The 18,945-nt window shown below is 60.1% G+C and carries 16 protein-coding genes and 1 pseudogene; 4 read left to right on the top strand and 13 right to left on the bottom strand.

All coding sequences use genetic code 11. The annotated features are described in order from the left end of the window. Positions 1-25: 25 nt before the first annotated feature. From NKJ78_RS02250 to NKJ78_RS02240, 3 genes are all read left to right on the top strand, one after another. Entirely contained in the window at positions 26-1,513 is a 1,488-nt protein-coding gene (locus tag NKJ78_RS02250; RefSeq protein WP_023742796.1) for an ATPase domain-containing protein, read from the top strand. Next, positions 1,513-2,550 (top strand): sensor histidine kinase, encoded by a 1,038-nt coding sequence (locus tag NKJ78_RS02245; RefSeq protein ID WP_023740290.1) that lies wholly within the window; start codon positions 1,513-1,515, stop codon positions 2,548-2,550. The genes NKJ78_RS02250 and NKJ78_RS02245 overlap by 1 nt, the downstream gene beginning before the upstream one ends. Positions 2,551-3,131: 581 nt before the next feature. Beyond that, on the top strand, positions 3,132-3,323 hold the full coding sequence (locus NKJ78_RS02240; RefSeq protein WP_084014408.1) for a DUF3606 domain-containing protein: 192 nt from the start codon (positions 3,132-3,134) through the stop codon (positions 3,321-3,323). Between the two features lie 13 nt (positions 3,324-3,336). On the opposite strand, the gene ligD is transcribed toward NKJ78_RS02240, so the two are convergent. The 13 genes and pseudogenes from ligD to nanR all read right to left on the bottom strand — a co-directional run bounded on the left by ligD (position 3,337) and on the right by nanR (position 16,183). After that, the gene (ligD, locus tag NKJ78_RS02235) at positions 3,337-5,106 is read right to left on the bottom strand and encodes a DNA ligase D (RefSeq protein ID WP_352459451.1); all 1,770 of its coding nucleotides are present in this window, start codon (positions 5,104-5,106) and stop codon (positions 3,337-3,339) included. 96 nt (positions 5,107-5,202) lie between these two features. Next, positions 5,203-5,562: a DUF4112 domain-containing protein gene (locus NKJ78_RS02230; protein ID WP_032998960.1), complete on the bottom strand. Its 360-nt coding sequence runs from the start codon at positions 5,560-5,562 to the stop codon at positions 5,203-5,205. A 55-nt stretch (positions 5,563-5,617) separates the two neighbouring features. Then, complete coding sequence (locus tag NKJ78_RS02225) at positions 5,618-6,112, bottom strand: YidB family protein (protein WP_023682271.1); 495 nt, start codon at positions 6,110-6,112, stop codon at positions 5,618-5,620. A 36-nt stretch (positions 6,113-6,148) separates the two neighbouring features. Continuing rightward, a pseudogene (locus NKJ78_RS02220) lies at positions 6,149-6,397 on the bottom strand (hypothetical protein); the annotation flags it as partial. Positions 6,398-6,552: 155 nt separating this feature from the next. Next, positions 6,553-8,526: a D-apionate lactonase family protein gene (locus NKJ78_RS02215; RefSeq protein ID WP_352562333.1), complete on the bottom strand. Its 1,974-nt coding sequence runs from the start codon at positions 8,524-8,526 to the stop codon at positions 6,553-6,555. Further along, positions 8,523-9,617: an ABC transporter ATP-binding protein gene (locus NKJ78_RS02210; protein WP_352459452.1), complete on the bottom strand. Its 1,095-nt coding sequence runs from the start codon at positions 9,615-9,617 to the stop codon at positions 8,523-8,525. Before NKJ78_RS02210 ends, NKJ78_RS02215 begins: the two co-directional genes overlap by 4 nt. Positions 9,618-9,629: 12 nt before the next feature. Beyond that, positions 9,630-10,478: a carbohydrate ABC transporter permease gene (locus NKJ78_RS02205; RefSeq protein WP_023827582.1), complete on the bottom strand. Its 849-nt coding sequence runs from the start codon at positions 10,476-10,478 to the stop codon at positions 9,630-9,632. After that, complete coding sequence (locus NKJ78_RS02200; RefSeq protein ID WP_023682275.1) at positions 10,478-11,419, bottom strand: carbohydrate ABC transporter permease; 942 nt, start codon at positions 11,417-11,419, stop codon at positions 10,478-10,480. Before NKJ78_RS02200 ends, NKJ78_RS02205 begins: the two co-directional genes overlap by 1 nt. An 84-nt stretch (positions 11,420-11,503) precedes the next feature. Beyond that, positions 11,504-13,159: an extracellular solute-binding protein gene (locus NKJ78_RS02195; protein WP_023739346.1), complete on the bottom strand. Its 1,656-nt coding sequence runs from the start codon at positions 13,157-13,159 to the stop codon at positions 11,504-11,506. A gap of 120 nt (positions 13,160-13,279) precedes the next feature. Next, the gene (locus NKJ78_RS02190; RefSeq protein WP_352459453.1) at positions 13,280-14,332 is read right to left on the bottom strand and encodes an NAD(P)-dependent oxidoreductase; all 1,053 of its coding nucleotides are present in this window, start codon (positions 14,330-14,332) and stop codon (positions 13,280-13,282) included. A 14-nt stretch (positions 14,333-14,346) separates the two neighbouring features. Beyond that, entirely contained in the window at positions 14,347-15,123 is a 777-nt protein-coding gene (locus NKJ78_RS02185) for an HpcH/HpaI aldolase family protein (RefSeq protein WP_023749392.1), read from the bottom strand. Between the two features lie 47 nt (positions 15,124-15,170). Next, on the bottom strand, positions 15,171-15,476 hold the full coding sequence (locus tag NKJ78_RS02180; protein WP_023669450.1) for a putative quinol monooxygenase: 306 nt from the start codon (positions 15,474-15,476) through the stop codon (positions 15,171-15,173). Beyond that, the gene (nanR, locus tag NKJ78_RS02175) at positions 15,476-16,183 is read right to left on the bottom strand and encodes a transcriptional regulator NanR (RefSeq protein WP_023693327.1); all 708 of its coding nucleotides are present in this window, start codon (positions 16,181-16,183) and stop codon (positions 15,476-15,478) included. The genes NKJ78_RS02180 and nanR overlap by 1 nt, the downstream gene beginning before the upstream one ends. Positions 16,184-17,286: 1,103 nt before the next feature. Between nanR and NKJ78_RS02170 the strand changes: the two genes are divergently transcribed. Then, the gene (locus NKJ78_RS02170) at positions 17,287-18,924 is read left to right on the top strand and encodes a methyl-accepting chemotaxis protein (protein WP_023689447.1); all 1,638 of its coding nucleotides are present in this window, start codon (positions 17,287-17,289) and stop codon (positions 18,922-18,924) included. Positions 18,925-18,945 lie beyond the last annotated feature (21 nt).

Here is an 18,945-nt window from a genome sequence, read left to right as displayed (position 1 = left end):
TCTCGAAATTACATTGGGGGATTAGTTGGACAGAGACGACGCCTCAGCGATCGCAACTGGAGTTAGCGGGCTCGACTACATTCTTCGTGGCGGCTACGCCAGGAACCGCTCCCATCTCATCGAAGGGAAACCAGGTTCTGGAAAAACCACTCTTGGCCTCCAGTTTTTGATCGAGGGCGCCAAGAAAGGCGAGACATGCCTTTACATCACTTTGTCAGAAAGCAAGCGCGAACTGCTCTCGGTTGCTGGCCGTCACGGCTGGGACCTGAAGGGGGTGCAAATTCTTGAACTTGTGCCGCCGGAGCTCAGTTTCGATCCGGCGCAGCTACAGACATTGATCCATTCCTCGGAATTGGAACTCGGCGAAACCGTGCAGTCTGCCATGGCCGAGATCGGACGCGTCAGACCCGATCGCGTGGTGTTCGATTCGCTCTCTGAAATTCGACTTTTATCGCAAGGGTCACTGCGGTATCGGCGCCAGGTGTTGGCATTGAAGAGCTTCTTCATGCTCAACAATGTGACGGTGCTTATGCTCGACGACCTGACCGCTGAGCAGGATGATCTCAATTTGCATTCGATCAGTCACGGCGTCATTCGGATGGAGCAGCTGTCGCCCGTCTATGGTGGAGAGCGCCGGCGGCTACGCGTGATCAAAATGCGCGGCGTGCAGATCCGGGGCGGCTTTCACGATTTCGTCATTCGCCCAGGCGGCGTTATCGCCTATCCGCGGCTCGTTGCAGCCGAGCATGAGGTGGCCGAGCATGATACGCCGGCCATGAGCAACAACCGGATCGACACCCTGCTTGGCGGCGGGCTGGCCCGTGGTACCAGCACGATGCTGATGGGGCCGTCTGGCGTTGGCAAGTCTACCATTGCCTGCACCTATTGCTATGCCGCACTCGAGCGTGGCGAGCGTGTGCTGGTGCTGTTGTTTGACGAGACAAAGCGCATCTTCTTGGCGCGCGCCGCCGGGCTCGGCATGCACCTGGAGCCGTTTGCCGAGGACGGCACGCTGATGCTTGAATCTGTCAATCCGGCTGAGCTTTCACCAGGCGAATTGTCTTCGCGCATCCAAGCGGCCGTCGAAGAATCCAATGTGCGGATCGTCGTGATCGACAGCCTAACTGGCTATCTCAATGCCATGTCCGAAGAACAACATCTGGTGCTTCAGATGCACGAGATCCTCACCTATCTCAATCAGAAGGCAGTGGCGACGATCCTGCTGTTGGCCAATCACGGGCTGTTTGGGCAAACGGCAGCGCCGGTCGACATGACCTATCTCTGCGATTCCATCATGCTTCTGCGCTTCTTCGAGAACGCAGGTCAGTTGAGACGCGCGATTTCCGTTGTCAAGAAACGTGTCGGCCCCCACGAAGAGACGATTCGTGAGTTTAAAATCGGCGGTAACGGCGTGGCCGTAGGTGAGCCACTGGAACAATTCCGCGGCATCCTGATGGGATCTCCGGAATTTGAAGGCAAGCCGACAGACCTTCTGAGGGATAAGGCGCTGTGATGTCGTCCAGCCCCGCCGTTCTCGTGCTGGCGCCGCTTGGCCGTGACGCGAGGATCGCGGCCTCCATCCTGGCTACAAACCAGATTGCCTCGCGTGTGTGCGGCAGCTTGGAAGAGGCAGTGCAGCTTCTCGACGAGGCTCAGTGCCTTGTCGTGGCCGAGGAGGCCCTGCTCAGTTCCGATCGAACGCAGTTTGCGGCCTGGCTTGAAGCCCAACCCGCATGGTCGGATTTTCCGATCGTGCTTCTGACGATGCGGGGGAACGAAGTCGACACGCGGATGGCATTTCTGGACCGCTATCTGATCGTGCTTGAACGGCCATTTCTGGCTTCGAGCCTCGCCAACTCGGTGCGCTCCGCCTTGCGTGCCCGCGCCCGCCAGCGTGAGGTCCAGTCCTACATCGAACAGAAGCGGGAGGTCGCCGATCGGCAGAAATTGCTCATCCGCGAGCTGCATCACCGCGTCAAGAACACGCTGGCCAACGTTCGCGCCATGATGGGCGCGACGGCCAAGTCGAGCGGCAACGTCGATGATTTCGTACGCGATTTTTCAGCCAGGCTCGTTTCCCTGGCCCAGACCCATTCGATGCTTACCGACGATTATTGGCAGACTGCCTCCCTGCACAAGCTGCTCGAAAGCGAGCTTGACCACTATGAGACGCGCGACAGGCCGCGTATCGTTATGGAAGGCCCGAACGTAGCGCTAGTCGCCGACATTGCGGTCCCCGTCGGGATGGCTTTCCACGAACTGGCCTCCAATTCGTCGAAGTTTGGCGCGCTTTCGCAAACGGGAGGCCGCCTTGATGTCCGCTGGTCGTTAGGCGGGTCCGGCGATACACAGATCGTCAATCTTGACTGGCGGGAACGAGATGGGCCGAAAGTAGAGCAGCCCAGTCGCCGGGGGTTTGGCACGACACTTCTGGAAAAAGTCGTGACCGTGCAATGCAACGCAAAGATCGAATTGAACTACCATCGTGACGGCTTGCAGTTCACCATGGCCTTGCCGTTGCGAAACACGCGCCTTGTGCCGGCTTACTGAGCGGCAACGGAAAGGCAGGCTGGGCGCCGCGATAGGGATTAACTGAGCGTCACTCGGCAGGCTGGTCTAGCGCTCTGGCCGAGCCATCAGTTCCGAAAAGACCGCCTCTCGATCTCCCATATGCCTCTGCAACATTGCGAGAGCTCCGGCGTGGTCTATGCGGCCGACCTTGGTGATGAAGTCGAACACGTGCCGCGGCACTGTGACCCGGGTCATGCGTCCTAGACGAAACTTTGGGCTTTCCCGGAGCGCAGCTTTGTCGCCTTCGTGGTCACCCCCCGCCATTTTGCTCACGATCCTCGTTGATAGCCCGGATGCGCATCTGAACCATCTGCGACCCGTCGGGGTTCCGACTGGCGTCGTAAAAAAACAAGAGGCCCGCAGGCAGGCTCGATCGACGGTCAGCTATCCCGAACAGCAAACGAAATCACCCTCGCCTTTGGCCAACCAACTTTCGCCAGATCACTTTCGCAATGCCTGCGGCCCCAGTACGGTCGGACAGCCCGCGCCTCTGGCGGCCGAAGTGAGGCGCCGGGAACATACAACGTCGGTCGTTGTTTCTCTGATCAGGAGGAAAGATAATGGCAGACGATAAGAGCAAGCGTGATTTTCGAGATCGCAATCGTGTACCAGTCGATGAAGATTATGAGGTTCGCTATTTCGCCAAACAGCATCGTATCACGCCAGAACAGGTCCGCGAGCTAATCAGAGAACACGGCAACGACCGGAAGAGGCTCGAACGCGAGGCAAGAAAACGGGCTGATATCGGCTGATGGTCGCGACGCATCACGCGGCTTTTCGACGAGCGGGTCTGAAAGGCTGCGCGAGCGTGAAAACGTCTGGCCGGATGCCCGCCTCGACTTGCTTCCATGTGACCGGGTGGGCAATTGGGAAGCCGGGCCGCGCTCGCGGGGAAAAAGCGCCTATTGCGGTATTGCCCCGTCCGTTGCGGAGATAGTCGAGAAAGATCCGGCCTCCTCGGGCTGCGGGGTCAGCTGACAACAGGTATCGGTCAGGATCGGTATCAACCAGACGGTGGGCGAGCGACTTGGCCAGTTTCCGGGCGCTGTCATGGGTCATCTTCGCAACGAGCGGGGCCATCAAGTGGATGCCTTTGCCGCCAGTGACCTTTGGCCAGCTCTCCAAGCCTGCCGCTTCCAAGATGCCCCGTAGCGCCAGCGTGGCCTCGATCACAGCGTCCCATGGCACGCCTTCTCCGGGATCGAGGTCGAGGACGAGCCGGTCCGCATGTTCGATGTCTTCAATCGTCGCGTTCCAAGGATGAAGCTCAACGGCATCCATCTCGACCAAGCCAAGCAGACCATCCATGTCATCTATCCATACCCGAATGCCTTCGCCGCCTTCGCGCTTTTGAACGCGGAGCTGGTGCACGGACGACGGTATCCGAGGTAGCGGTCCCTTGTGATAGAAGGTTGCGCCGGAGGCGTGGCGGACCAGCTTCAGCGGTCGCCGAACCAGATGAACTAGAGCTTGATCAGCGACCCGGCGCCAATAGTCTGCCAGCTCTTCCTTGGAAGGTGCAACCGCATCGGGTAGCAGCTGGAGAATGTTCTCGCGCGGGACGCCGTGTTGTCCTTCCGACCTCCGCTTGGAGGGCGATGGAGGCTTGGGCGGGATTGCCTTAAGATCCTCGCGTAGTCCCTTGAAGACCGCCTCCCGCAAGATGCCGCGGTCAGACACGCCACTGAATTGTACCTCGGCAAGAACGTCTGGTTTGACCCATGTCGCCTTGGGCTTCTTGATCGGCTCCGACAGCGGTGACTTGGCGACAACAAGCGGATTAAGCCGCTCCCTAACGCGCCGGGCTGCGTCCAGCGTATAGCCGGTCTGGGCCTTCCCGGCATAAAGCAGCCGGTCGCCCTCTCGCCTGCCGATGTACAACGATGCGATGCGGCGCGGCTGCGCGCCAAGTTTCTCGACGAAAGCCACGATTGGAAAAGTGTCGCTCTTGACACATTTGACCTTGACCCAACTGGTCTGGACGCCCGAGCGGTAGTGAGCATCCGCTCGCTTCGATACGATTCCCTCTATGCCCATCCGGCAGGCATGGTCGAACATATCCTTGCCGTTCACCTCCAGATGCTCGGCATAAGTCAGGGTTGGCTCGGTTTCGGTCAGCAGCTTCTTCAGCGCAGCCTTGCGCTTCACTAACGGTTGTTCCCGTAGATCACGGCCATCGAGGTACAGGAGGTCGAAAGCGTAGAGAGTCATCCGCAGCGAACTTGGGTTGCCCAGCTCACGTTCCAGGGCTTGATAGTCCGGCAGGCCGGTGTCGCCCAGGACGACAGCTTCACCATCGATGATAGCGGATTTGACCGGCAAGCTTGCCGCGGCCTGAACAATCCTCTTGTAACGGTGGGACCAATCGTAGCCGCGACGCGTGAATGCTCGCGCCTTTCCGCCTTCAACGACCAGCTGCGTCCTGTAGCCGTCATATTTGATCTCGTGAAGCCAATCTCCGCCTTCGGGAGCTTTCTCGACCAGTGTGGGCGATTGGAACTCAATGAACGAAAGCCGGTCAATGGCACTGGTCATATGCTCGCGACTCCAGGAATCGCGACTCAAGCCCCAGCGCCCCTGTCGGTTCCGAGCCTTTTAGAAGAATTGCATCGCGACGATTGGTTATCCGCCTCACTTGTTGATGTGGCGGCGCAGCAGAGTGATGTTGCGATTGTTCGCCTTAAAATAGACGTCGAAGATCGAGCCGAGAATTGGGACACTTCCTACGAGCGTATCCAGCAGCACGTTGCCTAGCATGCGGGCGACCAACCCATTTCCGGCACCGACGTTTCGAGCTCGCAAGACGATGTAGGCCGAGACAATGCCCGTTGCCGCATCTCCGAGTACGGGGACCAGACCTACGAGCGCATCCAGTCCAAAACGAATTGATGTGCCTGGAATGCGCCAGCGGGAATCGAGTAGCGCGGCCAATAGATCCAACTCGGCAAGTACGTTTGCTGTATGACCACCGTGACCGCCCTGCCCGATCATGCCAACTCGCGCGCCAGTACGATTTAGTATCTCTCCCTGATGGATAGCCGTCACCTTAGATATCGCTTTGGCCGCCTGAATTCGCTTGCGTCCTGTGCGATGGCACGTCGTCGAGCAAGGTCGTCTCACCGGAGCTTTTCGGCGCCTCAACGGGCAATTCACCAGTAGGCGTCATTTTGCTGACGGCCTCAGGCAAATCTCGCGTGATCCGGCTTATGAGCTCCTCGCGCGAAAGGCCGGTCTGCATCGAGAGGGAAGTCAGGGTGTCTTCGTCTATGGCTGCTTCCACCTCGCTTGGCTGGATCGGCTCGTTCGGCCCGGTGCCTACCCACGAATCGACCTTCGATCCGGCGCCTGCCCCTCTGAACCGGTCGAGAATATCGCCAAGCGCGGTCCCCGAAACGCCTTTTGAAAGCTGATCCAGAATCCCGCCTTGCGGATCATTTGGGTTGCGATCACCCGCTCCACGGATCATGTCGCCGATCTTGTCGCGATTTTGGTATGCCAAGACGCCGAGCATCGCGATCGCCAATTTTCCCAGGTTAGCCATTGGTACCTCCACTGTTCAATGGACAAGGGCTCAACATCACAAAAGTTCCGACTGGCGACGATCTAATTGAATAAGGGCTGGCGTATCGACACAGACGTGAGCGGTGCTGCCTAACCGGCTTGTTTCCGTTTGCGGTGCGGCTTCGGCCTCGCAGACGTTGATCGTGCGAAGCTCGTTGCCTGCCTGATCGCGCATGCGCACTAACCATCCGGTCATATCGTCATCGCCCAGATCAGCCAACAGGCCGATTCCGCAACGGATCGCTTCGGCGCGAGCGGCCTCAAAACTTGGCGTCTCGGCAGGCGGAACCTAGCGAGCCTGGTCGCCGTGGCGATAGTAGAACGTATAAGCGAGATGGATTCCACGCGCTGCCTTAGAGTATGGAACTACCACCCTCATCTTTGACGGGGGTTTGGCCAAACAGCGAACATCGGCTAGGCCTAAGACGATCGATCGAGGTCGACTCGCGCGACGGCGTAGGCGCCAAGCGAGATGCTTTGATCATCCAGCGGTCTTGCGGAACTTTCCATGAAGTCGGGATCGGTTGCCGCCCGCTCGAACTGCTCGGCGCCGAGAAGAGCAATGCGGGCGCTGCTCGGCGAATCCGAAAGCCGCACAGATTGCGTCTTGGCGGTAAGGTTAGCGACCCACAGGGTCACGCGGCGATCTTTTTCAGCCGCGATCGTGGCGACGCCGTCAGCGCCGGAAGTTCCTACGGACAGCAAGGTGGCTCCGCCGAGCTTTGAGAGACCAGCCAAGACATGGAAAGCGGGATAGACCGTTGGGCCATCCTGCTGATCATACCATGGCTGCACGAAATCAGCCTTCCTATGGATTTGGCCAAAGGGGCCGGCGAAGTCACCGAACGCGACGGCCTCGATTCCTTCGCGAGCGCAGGCCGCGAAATATCCGACAGTCCAAGCCGCATTGAACAGCCCGCGCTGACGAGGATCAATGCGCGATAGACAGACGCGAGCGTTCGCTTCATTCGGCGTAGTGGATTTTCCGTATGGGTTCTCACGGCAGCCGAGCTGGATGGGACCGATACGCAGTGGCAAGCGTTCCCCCATGAAAGCATGCGCGGAGCGGATTAGATGGGGGATTGCCTGAAGTGTCTCCATCACCGAGACATCATCTGCGGCGTGCACGCTGGGACAGGTGGTGAAGGTCACGTAGTCGAGCGCTTCGGCTGGCGGACGCTTGCGGTTGAGTTCGGTGAAGTAAGCGGCCATGCCGCCGCCCAGCGCGATGCCCGGGAAAGCCCGGCGAGCGGCGGAGTAGCTTTCGTGGAAGCTGGGCATAGTCGGCCACGGTGCTCCCGGCTGTACGGATGTCATGTCCTGCGCCGGAAAGACGGAGACAGCTTCTAGTTTGAGGCCGAGTGAGTGGACAGCATCCGCGACCGGCGCCAATTCGCCGAATGGATCGCGCGTGCCCTTGGTGATAATCTCGAGGACCACTCCAGCGCCGGTCAGCCGTGCGAGCGCGGCGTAGCTTTCTAGTTCGTCCTGGCCGTGTGCGATCCGGAGATCGACCTGGCAGACCATCCACTGGGGAGACATTCGTCGTAGGAGCTCGGGGGCTTCGAGCGCGTGCTTTGCCTCGTCGGCGGCGACGCCGACGCCAGTGCGGGGCACTCGGCCGACCGGTCCGCCGATCGTCAGGTTGATGAGTGGATTGCGATTTTCAGACGTCCCGGCAGGGAGCGTTCCTGACACGTGAAGCCGGACGGCCTGCGTGAATTTCTGGCCCTTGGGCAGTCTGTAAGGCCACGGGCGACGCAGAGGGCGGACATATGTTTTATACGAGGCGTCAGACCAATTGCGTTGGTCCTCCATCTCAAAGGCATCACCCTCCATGGTGCATGTCGCCCAGATCCCAGGCGCGATCTCGTGCGACAACGCCCGGATGTCGGTGAACGGACATTTTGGATCGATGTGGTCCGGAAAGAACGATAGCTCGTCGTGACCATCCTCATGCAGCACCTTTATCGGCTTGCCGGCTAAGCCCTCGATCGGATGAAGGACGACGAAGCCGGTCCGATTCGTCAAAAGGTCAGTCTCGGGCTCTGCCTCCGCCACAAACGACAGCGCACCATCGCCACGGCCTGAGACGCGCGCCCGGTAAATCAGGCGGCCGGATGTTGCAGCACATGTTGCACGGTATTCAATGGCGAACGCATCCGGCCTCTCGTCGATCCGCAGATCATCGAGAACGGTGGTACATGTTCCCCAGTTTTCGTCCCGTACAAGAAACGAGATTCCGCGCAAAACCTCGATCGTCCCAACGTGGATGTAACGCAACGCCCCATTGTCGAACGCGACCGACAAGGATCCGGCGCGCAGCGTGCGCAGCGGTGCCTCGAGCTCTTCGGTGCCACACAAGCGGACTGCCAGGGAAGCTGCCGAGGTCAAATTGCGCGCTCCGTCGTGGCGTCGAAGATCGAGGCCCGGTTCATGTTGATGTCGATCGCAAGCTTCTCGCCCGGACGGCTGACATCGTGCGCCTGCAGCTCAGCCATCACCGGCGCGCCGGCCAGTCGGAATGTCGCGTAACTGCGCGAGCCGGTCGGCTGCAGCAGGTCGATCGTTGCCTCATAGCGAAACGTGCCCTGCTCCGGCGTTGCAGTGTGCGCACGAGTGAGGTGTTCTGGCCTCAACCCGAGCAGCACCTGCTGTCCGTCCGCGACGCCCTTCAGCCCCCTGCCGGGCGCTAAAGGCAGCAGTGCATCCGCGAGCCGGATGGCAGCGGCGCCTGCGTCCAAGGCAAGGGTACCTGGCAGGAAGCTCATCCGCGGCGAACCCAGGAACCCAGCGACGAACGTTGAGGCCGGGTGCTCGAACAACTCGAGTGGCGCGCCCTGCTGCTCTATCAACCCGTCGCGCATCAGCACGATGCGGTCAGCCAACGTCATCGCTTCGATCTGGTCATGGGTGACGTAGATCATCGTTGTCGCAATGTCCTGGTGAAGGCGTTTGATTTCGCCGCGCATTTCGTCGCGAAGTTGTGCGTCGAGGTTGGACAGCGGCTCGTCGAACAAAAAAATGCGGGGGTTGCGGACTATGGCGCGGCCGATGGCGACGCGCTGGCGCTGGCCACCTGACAATTGGCGCGGAAAACGCCCCAGCAACGGAGTGATGCCAAGCATGCGTGCCGCCTCGGCGACGCGCAACTCGACCTCTGGCTTCGGCATCTTGCGAGCCTTGAGGCCAAAGCCAATGTTCTTGGCCACGCTCATATGCGGATAGAGCGCATAATCTTGAAACACCATTGCCACGTCGCGATCGCGCGGCCGGAAATCATTAACCACCTCGCCGCCAATCTCGATCGTGCCTTGTGAGCTCTCCTCCAGTCCTGCGATGGTCCTCAGCAGAGTGCTCTTGCCGCAACCGGAGGGCCCAACCAGGACCGTGAACTCGCCGTCGCGGATGTGGAGGTCAATGCCGCGCACGGCATGGAATGCGCCGTAGCGCTTGTGCAAGCCGGTAATTCTGACTTCGGCCATGCGGGAGCTTTCCTAACCGCGAACGGCGCCGAGCGTCAGCCCGCGCACCAGATGACGTTGAGCAAGGACCCCAAGGGCGATCGATGGCACAAGGGAGACGATGGCAAGGGCCGCGGCTTCGCCATATTGCGCGCCCTGGAAGCCGATGAAGGCGCGGAAGACCGTTGGCAGTGTAAAGGCAGTTCGGCTGGTCAAGATCAGAGCGAAGAAGAACTCCGTCCAGCATGCAATGAAGGCGAACACAGCCGCCGCGACGATGCCCGGTGCTGCGAGCGGCACGGCAACGCGCCAGAACGCCTCCCATCTCGTGCAGCCATCGACGAGGGCCGCCTCCTCCATCGACTTCGGCATGCCGCGGAAATAGGCGAACATCATCCACACCGAGACCGGCAGCGTGAAGACCGTATAGGCGATGATCAGGCCGACATGAGTGTCGTAGAGCCCGACCTGGCGATAGATCAGGAACACCGGCAGCACGATCCCGATCGGCGGCAAAAAGCGCTGCGACAGCACCCAGAAAGACAGATGCTTGCCGCCGGTGTCGTAGCGCGCCAGGCTATAGGCCATCAGCGTGCCGAGCAGCGCCGAAAGCACCGTGGCCGAAAGCGAAATAATCAGGCTGTTGATGAGCCCGTCGAGACCACGATAGGCGAACAGCGCAGCTTTGTAGTGGACAAGCGTCGGAGCGGCGGGGAACCAGACAGGCGGTACGGTGAGGTAGTCGTCGCTGGGCTTGATGGAGGTGTTGAACATCCAGTAGAGCGGCCACAGCACGAACACCAGGAAGAACCCCAGCAGCAGAATTCGGCCGATCGGCAACGACCGGCGTTTCCTGCGGCGGGCGGGCGCGACGGCGGCCATCAGACCGGTTCTACCTTCAAGAGCCGACGCACCAGCAACGTCACGATGAGCGCCGTAAAGATCAGGAACAGCCAACTTCCTGCTGTTGCCTGCGACAGATGAAACTGTGTGAAGCCGATGGTATAAAGATAATAGGAGGCCGTGTAGGTTTGTGTTCCCGGGCCACCCCCTGTCATGATGAAAATGGTGTCGAACATACGGATTGCGTCGAGCAGACGGAAGGTCAGCGCCAGCAGCATCATCGGCCCGAGATGCGGGAGCGTGATCGCCCAAAAAACCTGCCAGGCGTTGACGCCGTCGAGTTCTGCCGCCTCATAGAGATTGGGTGGGATTGCGGTCAGCCCGGCGAGCAGGATGACGAACATGAACGGCGTCCACTGCCAGACATCGGCGATGATCAGCGAGACGTAGAGCCACGGGCGCTCCGTCATCCAGCCGATCGTAACCTCCTGCCCCAATAGTTGCGTCAGGATATAGTTCGTCGGTCCGAAAGGCCGCTGTAAAAGCAGCGTCCAGGCTTGGCCGACGATGACCGGACTGATGAACAGCGGCACGATCAGGATCGACATGATCACACCGCGGCCCGGAAAGCTGCGCACCATTGTCAGCGCCACCAAGAGGCCGAGAACGAATTCTATAGCGACGCTGATGCCCGACAGCGATGCTGTCAGCAACAGGGACCAACGTGCTACGGGATCGAACACGACCCGCTCGAAGTTCTTCAATCCGACAAAGGCGTGGCCCGGCACCTGGAAGTCGTAGTTGATGAAGGATACCACCAGCGAGAACAGAAGCGGATAGATCGACAGTGCCAATATCAGCAGCACAGCGGGGGCGACCAGCAGCCACTTGAAATGACGGTCAGCCCATTGGGCAAAGGCAGACAGCCGGGGCGGTGCGCCGGCGGCCTTCAAATGGCGGATCGTGGCTGTGGGCTGCATAGGCGTATCCAATCGCCGCTTAGCGGGGAGGTGTTGCGAGCCAAGCGCCCGCAACACCAATTGCTCCAGAGAGTCCGCCTCCCTTCAGAGGGTGACCGCCATGCCAAGTTTTTCCACCGTGTTGTCGGCGGTGGCGCCAGGCAGTTTCAAGAACTCGGTGTAGAAGCCCTTCTGCGAATCCACACCCAGTCGGTCGGTCGTCTCGTTCCACTCGGCGGCCGCCGTTTCAAGCGACGCCTTCGGATCCGCACCAGCCCACACCGCCGTGCACATGCGATCGATGCTCAAGAAGTAGTCCTGCGCGCCTGGCATGATCGGGTCGAGCAGACCGACATTTGCCGAGTTGTTGAGGTTGGCAAGGTACTCCTTGGCACTCGGGAAGAGCGCGCCGTAGAGCTCGGACTTGAAGTGCGAGATGCGGTACGGGTCGCGTAGCGCGTAGGGCAGCATGCAACGTGCCAGCGAGACGGGTGGCGAGCATACCCACTGCATGAACAGATACGCCGCCTCAGCGTTGGGCGAGTCGGCCGACAGTGCCTTGTTGTAGCCGGTGGCATGTTCCGGATTTCCCGGAACCACGGCATAGCCGACCTTGCCGGCGATTTGGGACTGCGGAATGAAGTTGATTGCCGTGGCCGACTGCGAATAGTTGGCCGCCATACGGCCGCTAGGAGGCCAGGAATAGATCATCGCGACTTTGCCGGTCAGGAAAGCCGCCCACAAGGAGACGGCGTCGAGCTCGTTGTTGCCGGGGATCGAGGCCTTGTTTGCGGCGAGCATGTTTGTCAGCGTCTTGACGCCGGCATCCGAAACCAAACCTGCCTTCATGTCGTCGCCGAAGAGTTTTCCGCCGTTGGCCCGGTACTGCTGCAGAAAGTCGAACTGATTGCCGGGGCTGCCCGCCTTGCGGAAATGTCCCGCGCCATAGACCTTTGGCGCCATCTGGTCGGTGATGAACTGGGCGATCTGGGCATATTCTTCCCATGTCTTGGGCGGTCCAAGCTTGGCGTTGAACTTCGCCTGGTAAGCCTCCACCATTTTAGGGTCCTCGAAAATGTCCTTGCGGTAGTAGAGAGCGAACATGTCGCCGTCGTCGAAGAACCCCCAGATCTTACCCTTGTAGGTCGGCAGCGCCTTGTACAGGGGATGATAGTCCTCGAGGTCTGCCGGGTTCATGTATTTGGCGATGTAGTCGTCTAGAGGGGCGATGACGCCGCCATCGGCAAGCGACGGCGTCCAGGCCGGCGAGATGTCGAGGACGTCATAGGCACCCGAGCCGGCGATGTGCTCGGCGACCGCCTTGGAGTACTGGTCCGGGTTCGACAGCTCGACGACATTCGACTTCATCCCGGTAAGCTGCTCCCACATCGGCCCACTGAAATTGCGCGGGTCGAGTGCCTGCAGGCCAGCCTCGTAGGTCATGTTGAGGGTGACGCCCGAATGCGCCTTGGCCGCCTCCGCCGCGCGAAAGGCGGAACCGTCCGCAGGCCCTTCCTTCGATGCTTTCAGGGCTGCGGCCTGCGCCTGGCCGAGCGGCGACGTGCCGTCCGCCAATTCCAATGTTTGCTGCGCCAGCGCCCAATCGGTCATCATCCCCAGCAGCGGGCCGGACACGGCCAACATGCCGGTCATCTGACCGAAGCGGGTGATGAAAGTTCGGCGGGTGGTTTCGCCGCGCATGAAGGCGTCGACCTCTGCTTCGAGACCTGCCTGAAAGTCACGTTTTTCACGATCGTTCATAGTGCTTGGTCCTCCCATTTTCCTTTTGCTTCACTCGTCCGCCGGCGCAGCGGTCAAGCATTTCCTCCCGTAAGGTCGCCGCAAACAGGCCGCGGCGGCGCGCCGAAAATCAGTGTCCTCCTAGGTTCCAAAGCGGGCGGCGAGCCCAGACAGCCTGGTCTTCCACAGCTCGCTCGAAAGCACCTCGCGATTGACCACGCCGCGCGGCTCGCGACCACGCTGCACCTCCATTACCGCTTTGACGTCGGCGGCACCGTTGCCGGCAAAGCACTGGTCGGTCCAGCAAAGCGCGTGCGGCGCCAGGATGACATTGTCGAGTTTGAGGATCGCATCGTCTGCCTCGGGAGGCTCTTGTTCCAGCACGTCGAGACCGGCGCCGGCGATGCGGCGCTCCTGCAGCGCTTGCGTCAGCGCTTTCTGGTCGACGATCGGGCCGCGCGCGGTGTTGATCAGGTAAGCTGTCGGCTTCATCAGCGCGATCCGCTCCGCATTGACGATGTGGTGGGTCTGGGGCGACAGGGGGCAACTCACCGACAGCACGTCGGCGCAGCGAAACAGATCCTCCAGCCCGACCAGCTCGACGCCCAGGTCGGCAGCGACCCCCTTGTCGGCAAACGGGTCATGGGCAATGAATTGCATGTCAAAGGGCTTCGCCAAGCGGAAGACCTCGGCACCGATGTTGCCGATGCCCAGCGACCCAAGCATACGCCCGACGAGGCCGACCCCCATATGTTCGGAGCGCTTCTCAAAACCAACAGACCCTTTGCGGGTGAGCGCGTCCTTTGTCAGCAGCTTGCCGGTCAGCGCCAGCATGAAGGTGATGACGGATACGGCGACGGGCCGTCGCACGCCATCGGGCGTGATGACCAAGGCAATACCGGCTGCGGTGCATGCCTCAACGTCGACAGTGTCGTAGCCGACCCCGAAGCGGGCAACGACGGCCAGGCGGCCGCTCCTGGGGACACTCGTGGCATCGAAACGATGGGCGAGGAGGATCAGCGCATCGAAATCCTCAAGTTGGTCGGCGCGAAGCGGACTGTTTGACTCGAGGAACACCATCTCGACACCTGTCGCATTGCGCAGCGGTTCCAGATCGAAATCTGGGTAGGTCGGCGAGCCGTCCGGCCTGCGGAAATCACCGGAAAGCGCCACCCTGAATTTCACGCTGTCCATCGTCTCCTCCGCTCCTATTGGCACCCGGCCCGGATCTTGGAAACCGCGTCGGCGATCGCGTCGTGCAGGACCCAAACGTCGCCTGAATAACAAATGAAATCGAAGCCCTGTGCGTAGAACTCGTGTCCCTGGGCGACGTTGGGCACCAAGCGTCCAAGCGATTTGTTGTGCTTCTTGGCGGCGGCAACGATTTTGGCCATTGCAGCAGTGAAAGTGGGGTGGGCGAAGTCGCCAGGAATGCCGAGCGAGACGGACAGATCGAAATGTCCGACCCAAAGACAATCAACCCCGTCCAGTCCCGCGATGCCGTCAATGTTCTTGACGCCGTCGGCGGTCTCGATCAGGCAGATGAACGTGGAGCGCTTGTTGGCGGCCTCGAATTTATCAGCGACCGAGCCTGGGCGGTAGCGGTCATGAGCGATCTGCAGCGCCACACCGCGGGCGCCGGCAGGGTGGTACTTCATGGAGTTGATGATGTGCTGCGCCTGTTCGACGCTGCTCACCATCGGCGCGATCAGGCCTTCGGCGCCCATGTCCATGGCGCGGGCGAGGAAATGGTAGTCCTGCGACGGCACACGCACCATGACCGGCAGATCGGCCGCCTCGAAATAACGGATCGCACTCTTCAGCGTTTCCAAGCTAAATCCCGAATGCTCCATGTCGAAAAAGACGAAATCGCAGCCAGCGGACTTCAGGATGTGACCGATTCCCGGCGTGGCGAACTCGGCGACGAGCGTGCCGAGCTTGACCCGCCTGTGAGAAACTAACGCCCTGAGACTTGGCTCCGACATGCACTTCCTCCCGTTCGCCCCAATGGGCCAATCCGCCTATGTTCGCCTCAATGCGTGGCTTCAAGAACGAGGTCGCAGGTCGTCACCAACTTGGTCACGACGAGCGGCGCGCTCTGCGTATTGAATTCGTCGAAATGAGCGGTGCGGCAGTGGTCCTCGAATGCGGCCTCGCTATCGTAAATCTCATAGAGCAGGACCCGATCCAGTTCGCCGCGCGCCTCCGTCACGTCAAAGCGGCGGCAGCCGGCCTCGGTGCGCATCGAGGCGGTCGCATTGGCGTCGACAAGTTCTCGGAATCTGTCCCGGGCACCAGGCCTCAGGCGGAAATCGACCCAGACGACAAATCCGGTCATCACTTGGGCCTCGCAAGTTGCAGATACCGCTTGGCCACATATTCGAGATGGCTGCGCATGGCCGCCTCTGACGCGTCTGGATCGCGCGCGGCGACGGCCTCGAAGATTTCGCGATGAGCCTGGTAAGCCTTGCGGTCTTCACCCTTGGCCAATGTGGTGCGACGCTGTTCGAGCAACCATTCAGCTAAGGCCGCGTGAATAGCTGTAAAGATCCGATTGCGGGTGATTACCGCCAGCACGTAATGGAAGTCTACGTCCGTGCGCTCGAAGCGCGCCAGATCGCCGATCGACTGCCGGTTGAGTTCGAGCGCCTCCTTGAGGCTTTCAACGTCTTCCGGGGTAGCATGCACAGCGGCGTTGCGGGCAAGACCGACCTCGAAAAACAGCCGCGCGCTCTGGAAGTCGTGAACCCCTCCCGGCGCCGAAATCATGTGCCGAGCCGGCCCTGAAAGGGCGTCGATCACGAATTGAGGAGTGGGTCGAGTGACGCGGGCACGCTCCCCCGATTTTATCTCGACAAGGCCCATTTTGCTCAGATGCAGCAGGGCCTCACGGATGGAAGGCCGCCCTACCCCGAACTGCCGCATGAGTTCCCGTTCAGATGGGAGACGGTCGGCTTCGGCCAACTCTCCCTCTCGGATCATCCGCTCGAGGTGCGCTGCCACCTCGTCCGAAAGCTTCCGCTGTTTGATCAGAACTCCGATCATGTGGCATACCTGTTATACCAATTAGGTACGTTATGATCCCATAGCACCCCTTGTCAACGAGATCTAAGCATCCGGTGGCCGGGCCCTTAAAGCGACTCCGTCGTTGTCGAGGCGTCCTTTGCGACGCCTTCAATGTCTTCACGAAGATTTCAGTAACTTGAGGGAGAGCGAGCACAATCTGCTCGGTGTTCCGATCGGGAACGTCTTCGAACCCTGGGTCGGTGGTCAGTTTGAACCTGCGGTGTGGACCCCAGGAGTGCCACCGGGCCGTGTGCTGGCCGAGACCTACCCAACCGCCTGCTTATGAGCTGGGACATGAGCCCTCGATGGCAAGTAGACCTCGACCTGAGCAAGATCAGCGAATGGAAGCGGGTTCACAGCCGAGGCGGAAAACGCGAACTCTCGCTGCTGGACCCCTTTGGCAATACGCCTGCTCCATCTCGTAATCTTTTTCCCCGCCGCAATGTCGCAAAGGAAGGGATTGTCGGGTTAGTCCCCTCTACGCTCCAGAGCGCTCGTCACGTTGTGCTCATCCTTGTGCGGTTGGCGGCCGCCGCTTGAGGATGCGCATTTGAAACTGTCTCAAGATCATTTTAGTCCTGAGGGGCCTCAGGCGGGGGCGCTTGCCATTTAGTTATCGTCACCTGCGCATGTCGAACCCGTACTCGGCGCCAATCTACGCGCTGGCCAGTTTGCGACATGTGGTTTCGGCGATCCGCTTTCAGTGCGACGATCATGCTGGACGGCTGATATGAGGCGCGTTCCCGCCTGGCAGCTTAGGGGCAGCAAGCAGGACGTCGGCTTTCTTGCCTCGACCTGGCCTAAGCAGTCATTCAATTCGTGGCCTCAAGCAGCTCGTCCACGCTCCTCCTGACGCGGCGTGCCATCCAGCCGATCTCGGGCTGATGTGCGTGGACGGCAGTCGTCCTTTGACCACCGCTTCTGGCGGCGCCGATTGGCGAGCCGCCTCGCCATCATTAGCTATGGAACGGAAAAGAAACCATTCAGCATCAGACTACCGCTTTTCGACGCACCTTTTCGAATATGTCGGAACGAGCGCTTGTCGCGCAGCCCACGATGCCCCCCATTGGTGAACCGGTTCCATGAAGAGTCTGACAATACGCCACCGCATCCTCGTCAGTTTCGCAGCCGTTCTGGTGGTCATGTCCGTGATAGCCCTCATCGCGTACGCCTGGTTTCTTCAGGCGGGGGAGGAGGCGACTGAGGTCGAGAAGGGCATCCTTCCGGACCTTTATCACAGTACCGAGATCATGACGGGCCAGATGGCGGCCCATAGTCTGCTTCAGGAATATGCCCTTCAGGACAACCCGTCAGACAGAAGCACGGTTGAAAACGCGATCACGACCAATCGCAACCAGGTGCAGCGGTCGATGGACGACTATGAGGCAACGATCGTCTCCGATATCGACAAGCAGAATTATGCAGCCGTCAAACAACTCGCCAACCAATTCCGTCTGGCTGAAACTGCTGTGCTGGAAACAAGCCGGGCTGCCTTGTCGAAAGGTGAAACTCCCAATGAAAGCCCAGCTATCAAGAACGAAGTAGAGCCGATCTTTGTAAAATTGCAGTCCGCTCTGCAGGCCATGGTTGAGGATCACAGAGGCGAGGCAAACAGCGCGACGCAGCGGATCAGCTCGATCGTCAGAACGGCCGAAGTCGGTTTGAGCGTTGGCTTGTTGATAGCCCTCGGGCTAGCCCTTCTTTTGGGTTACCAGCTGTTTCGCGCCATTACAGGTCCGCTCACCCGTTTGGTCGACGCGGTTCAATTGATGCGGCAAGGCGACTTCAGCGAACGGCTCGATCTGAGGCGCCGAGACGAATTCAGCGTGCTTGCCGACGGCTTCAACGCAATGGCGGACGATCTCACAACCCTCATTGGTCAGGTTCAAAGGTCCAGCATACAGGTCGGCACGTCGATAACTGAGATCGCCGCCACCTCCAAGCAACAGCAGGCAACTGCGACTGAAATCGCAGCGACCACAACAGAAATCCGAGCGACAGCCAAGGAAATCTCCGCCACATCAAACGAACTGGTCCGCACGATGAACGAGGTCTCCACAGTTGCCGAACAAACCGCTGCCGTGGCTGGCGGGGGGCAAGCGGGGCTGACCCGTATGGAAGAAACCATGCAGCAGGTCATGGAAGCGGCTGGCGCGATCAATTCCAAACTGGCGATCCTGAGCGAGAAAGCCGGCAGCATCAATCAGGTGGTGACGACCATCACCAAAGTGGCCGATCAGACGAACCTGTTGTCGCTCAACGCTTCCATCGAGGCGGAGAAGGCAGGCCAGTATGGCCGGGGTTTTGCAGTGGTGGCGACGGAAATCCGAAGGCTCGCGGACCAGACAGCTGTCTCCACCTACGATATCGAGCAAATGGTCAAGGACATCCAGTCGGCAGTCGCGGCCGGGGTGATGGGCATGGACAAGTTTTCCGAGCAGGTCCGTCGGGGTATGCAGGACATCCAGCAGGTCGGCGGGCAACTCTTCGAGATCATTCAGCAGGTTCAGGGGCTGGTGCCACGTTTCGAAGTCGCCAATGAAGGCATGCAAGCACAGGCGACCGGCGCGGGGCAGATCAGCGACACGCTAACCCAGCTAAGCGAGGCAGCTCAGCAAACAGTCGAGTCCCTTCAGCAATCGACGCTCGCGATCGACGAGCTCAATCAAGTCTCAGGCGGCATGCGAAGTAGCATATCGAGGTTCAAGCTACGAGCATAGCGAGCCGGCAGTAGGAGGTGA

The organism is Mesorhizobium sp. M0037 (assembly GCF_040323635.1).
Taxonomy (GTDB): domain Bacteria; phylum Pseudomonadota; class Alphaproteobacteria; order Rhizobiales; family Rhizobiaceae; genus Mesorhizobium.
The sequence above is the reverse complement of the archived record's forward strand: the minus strand, read 5'-3'. Positions and strand labels throughout refer to the sequence as shown.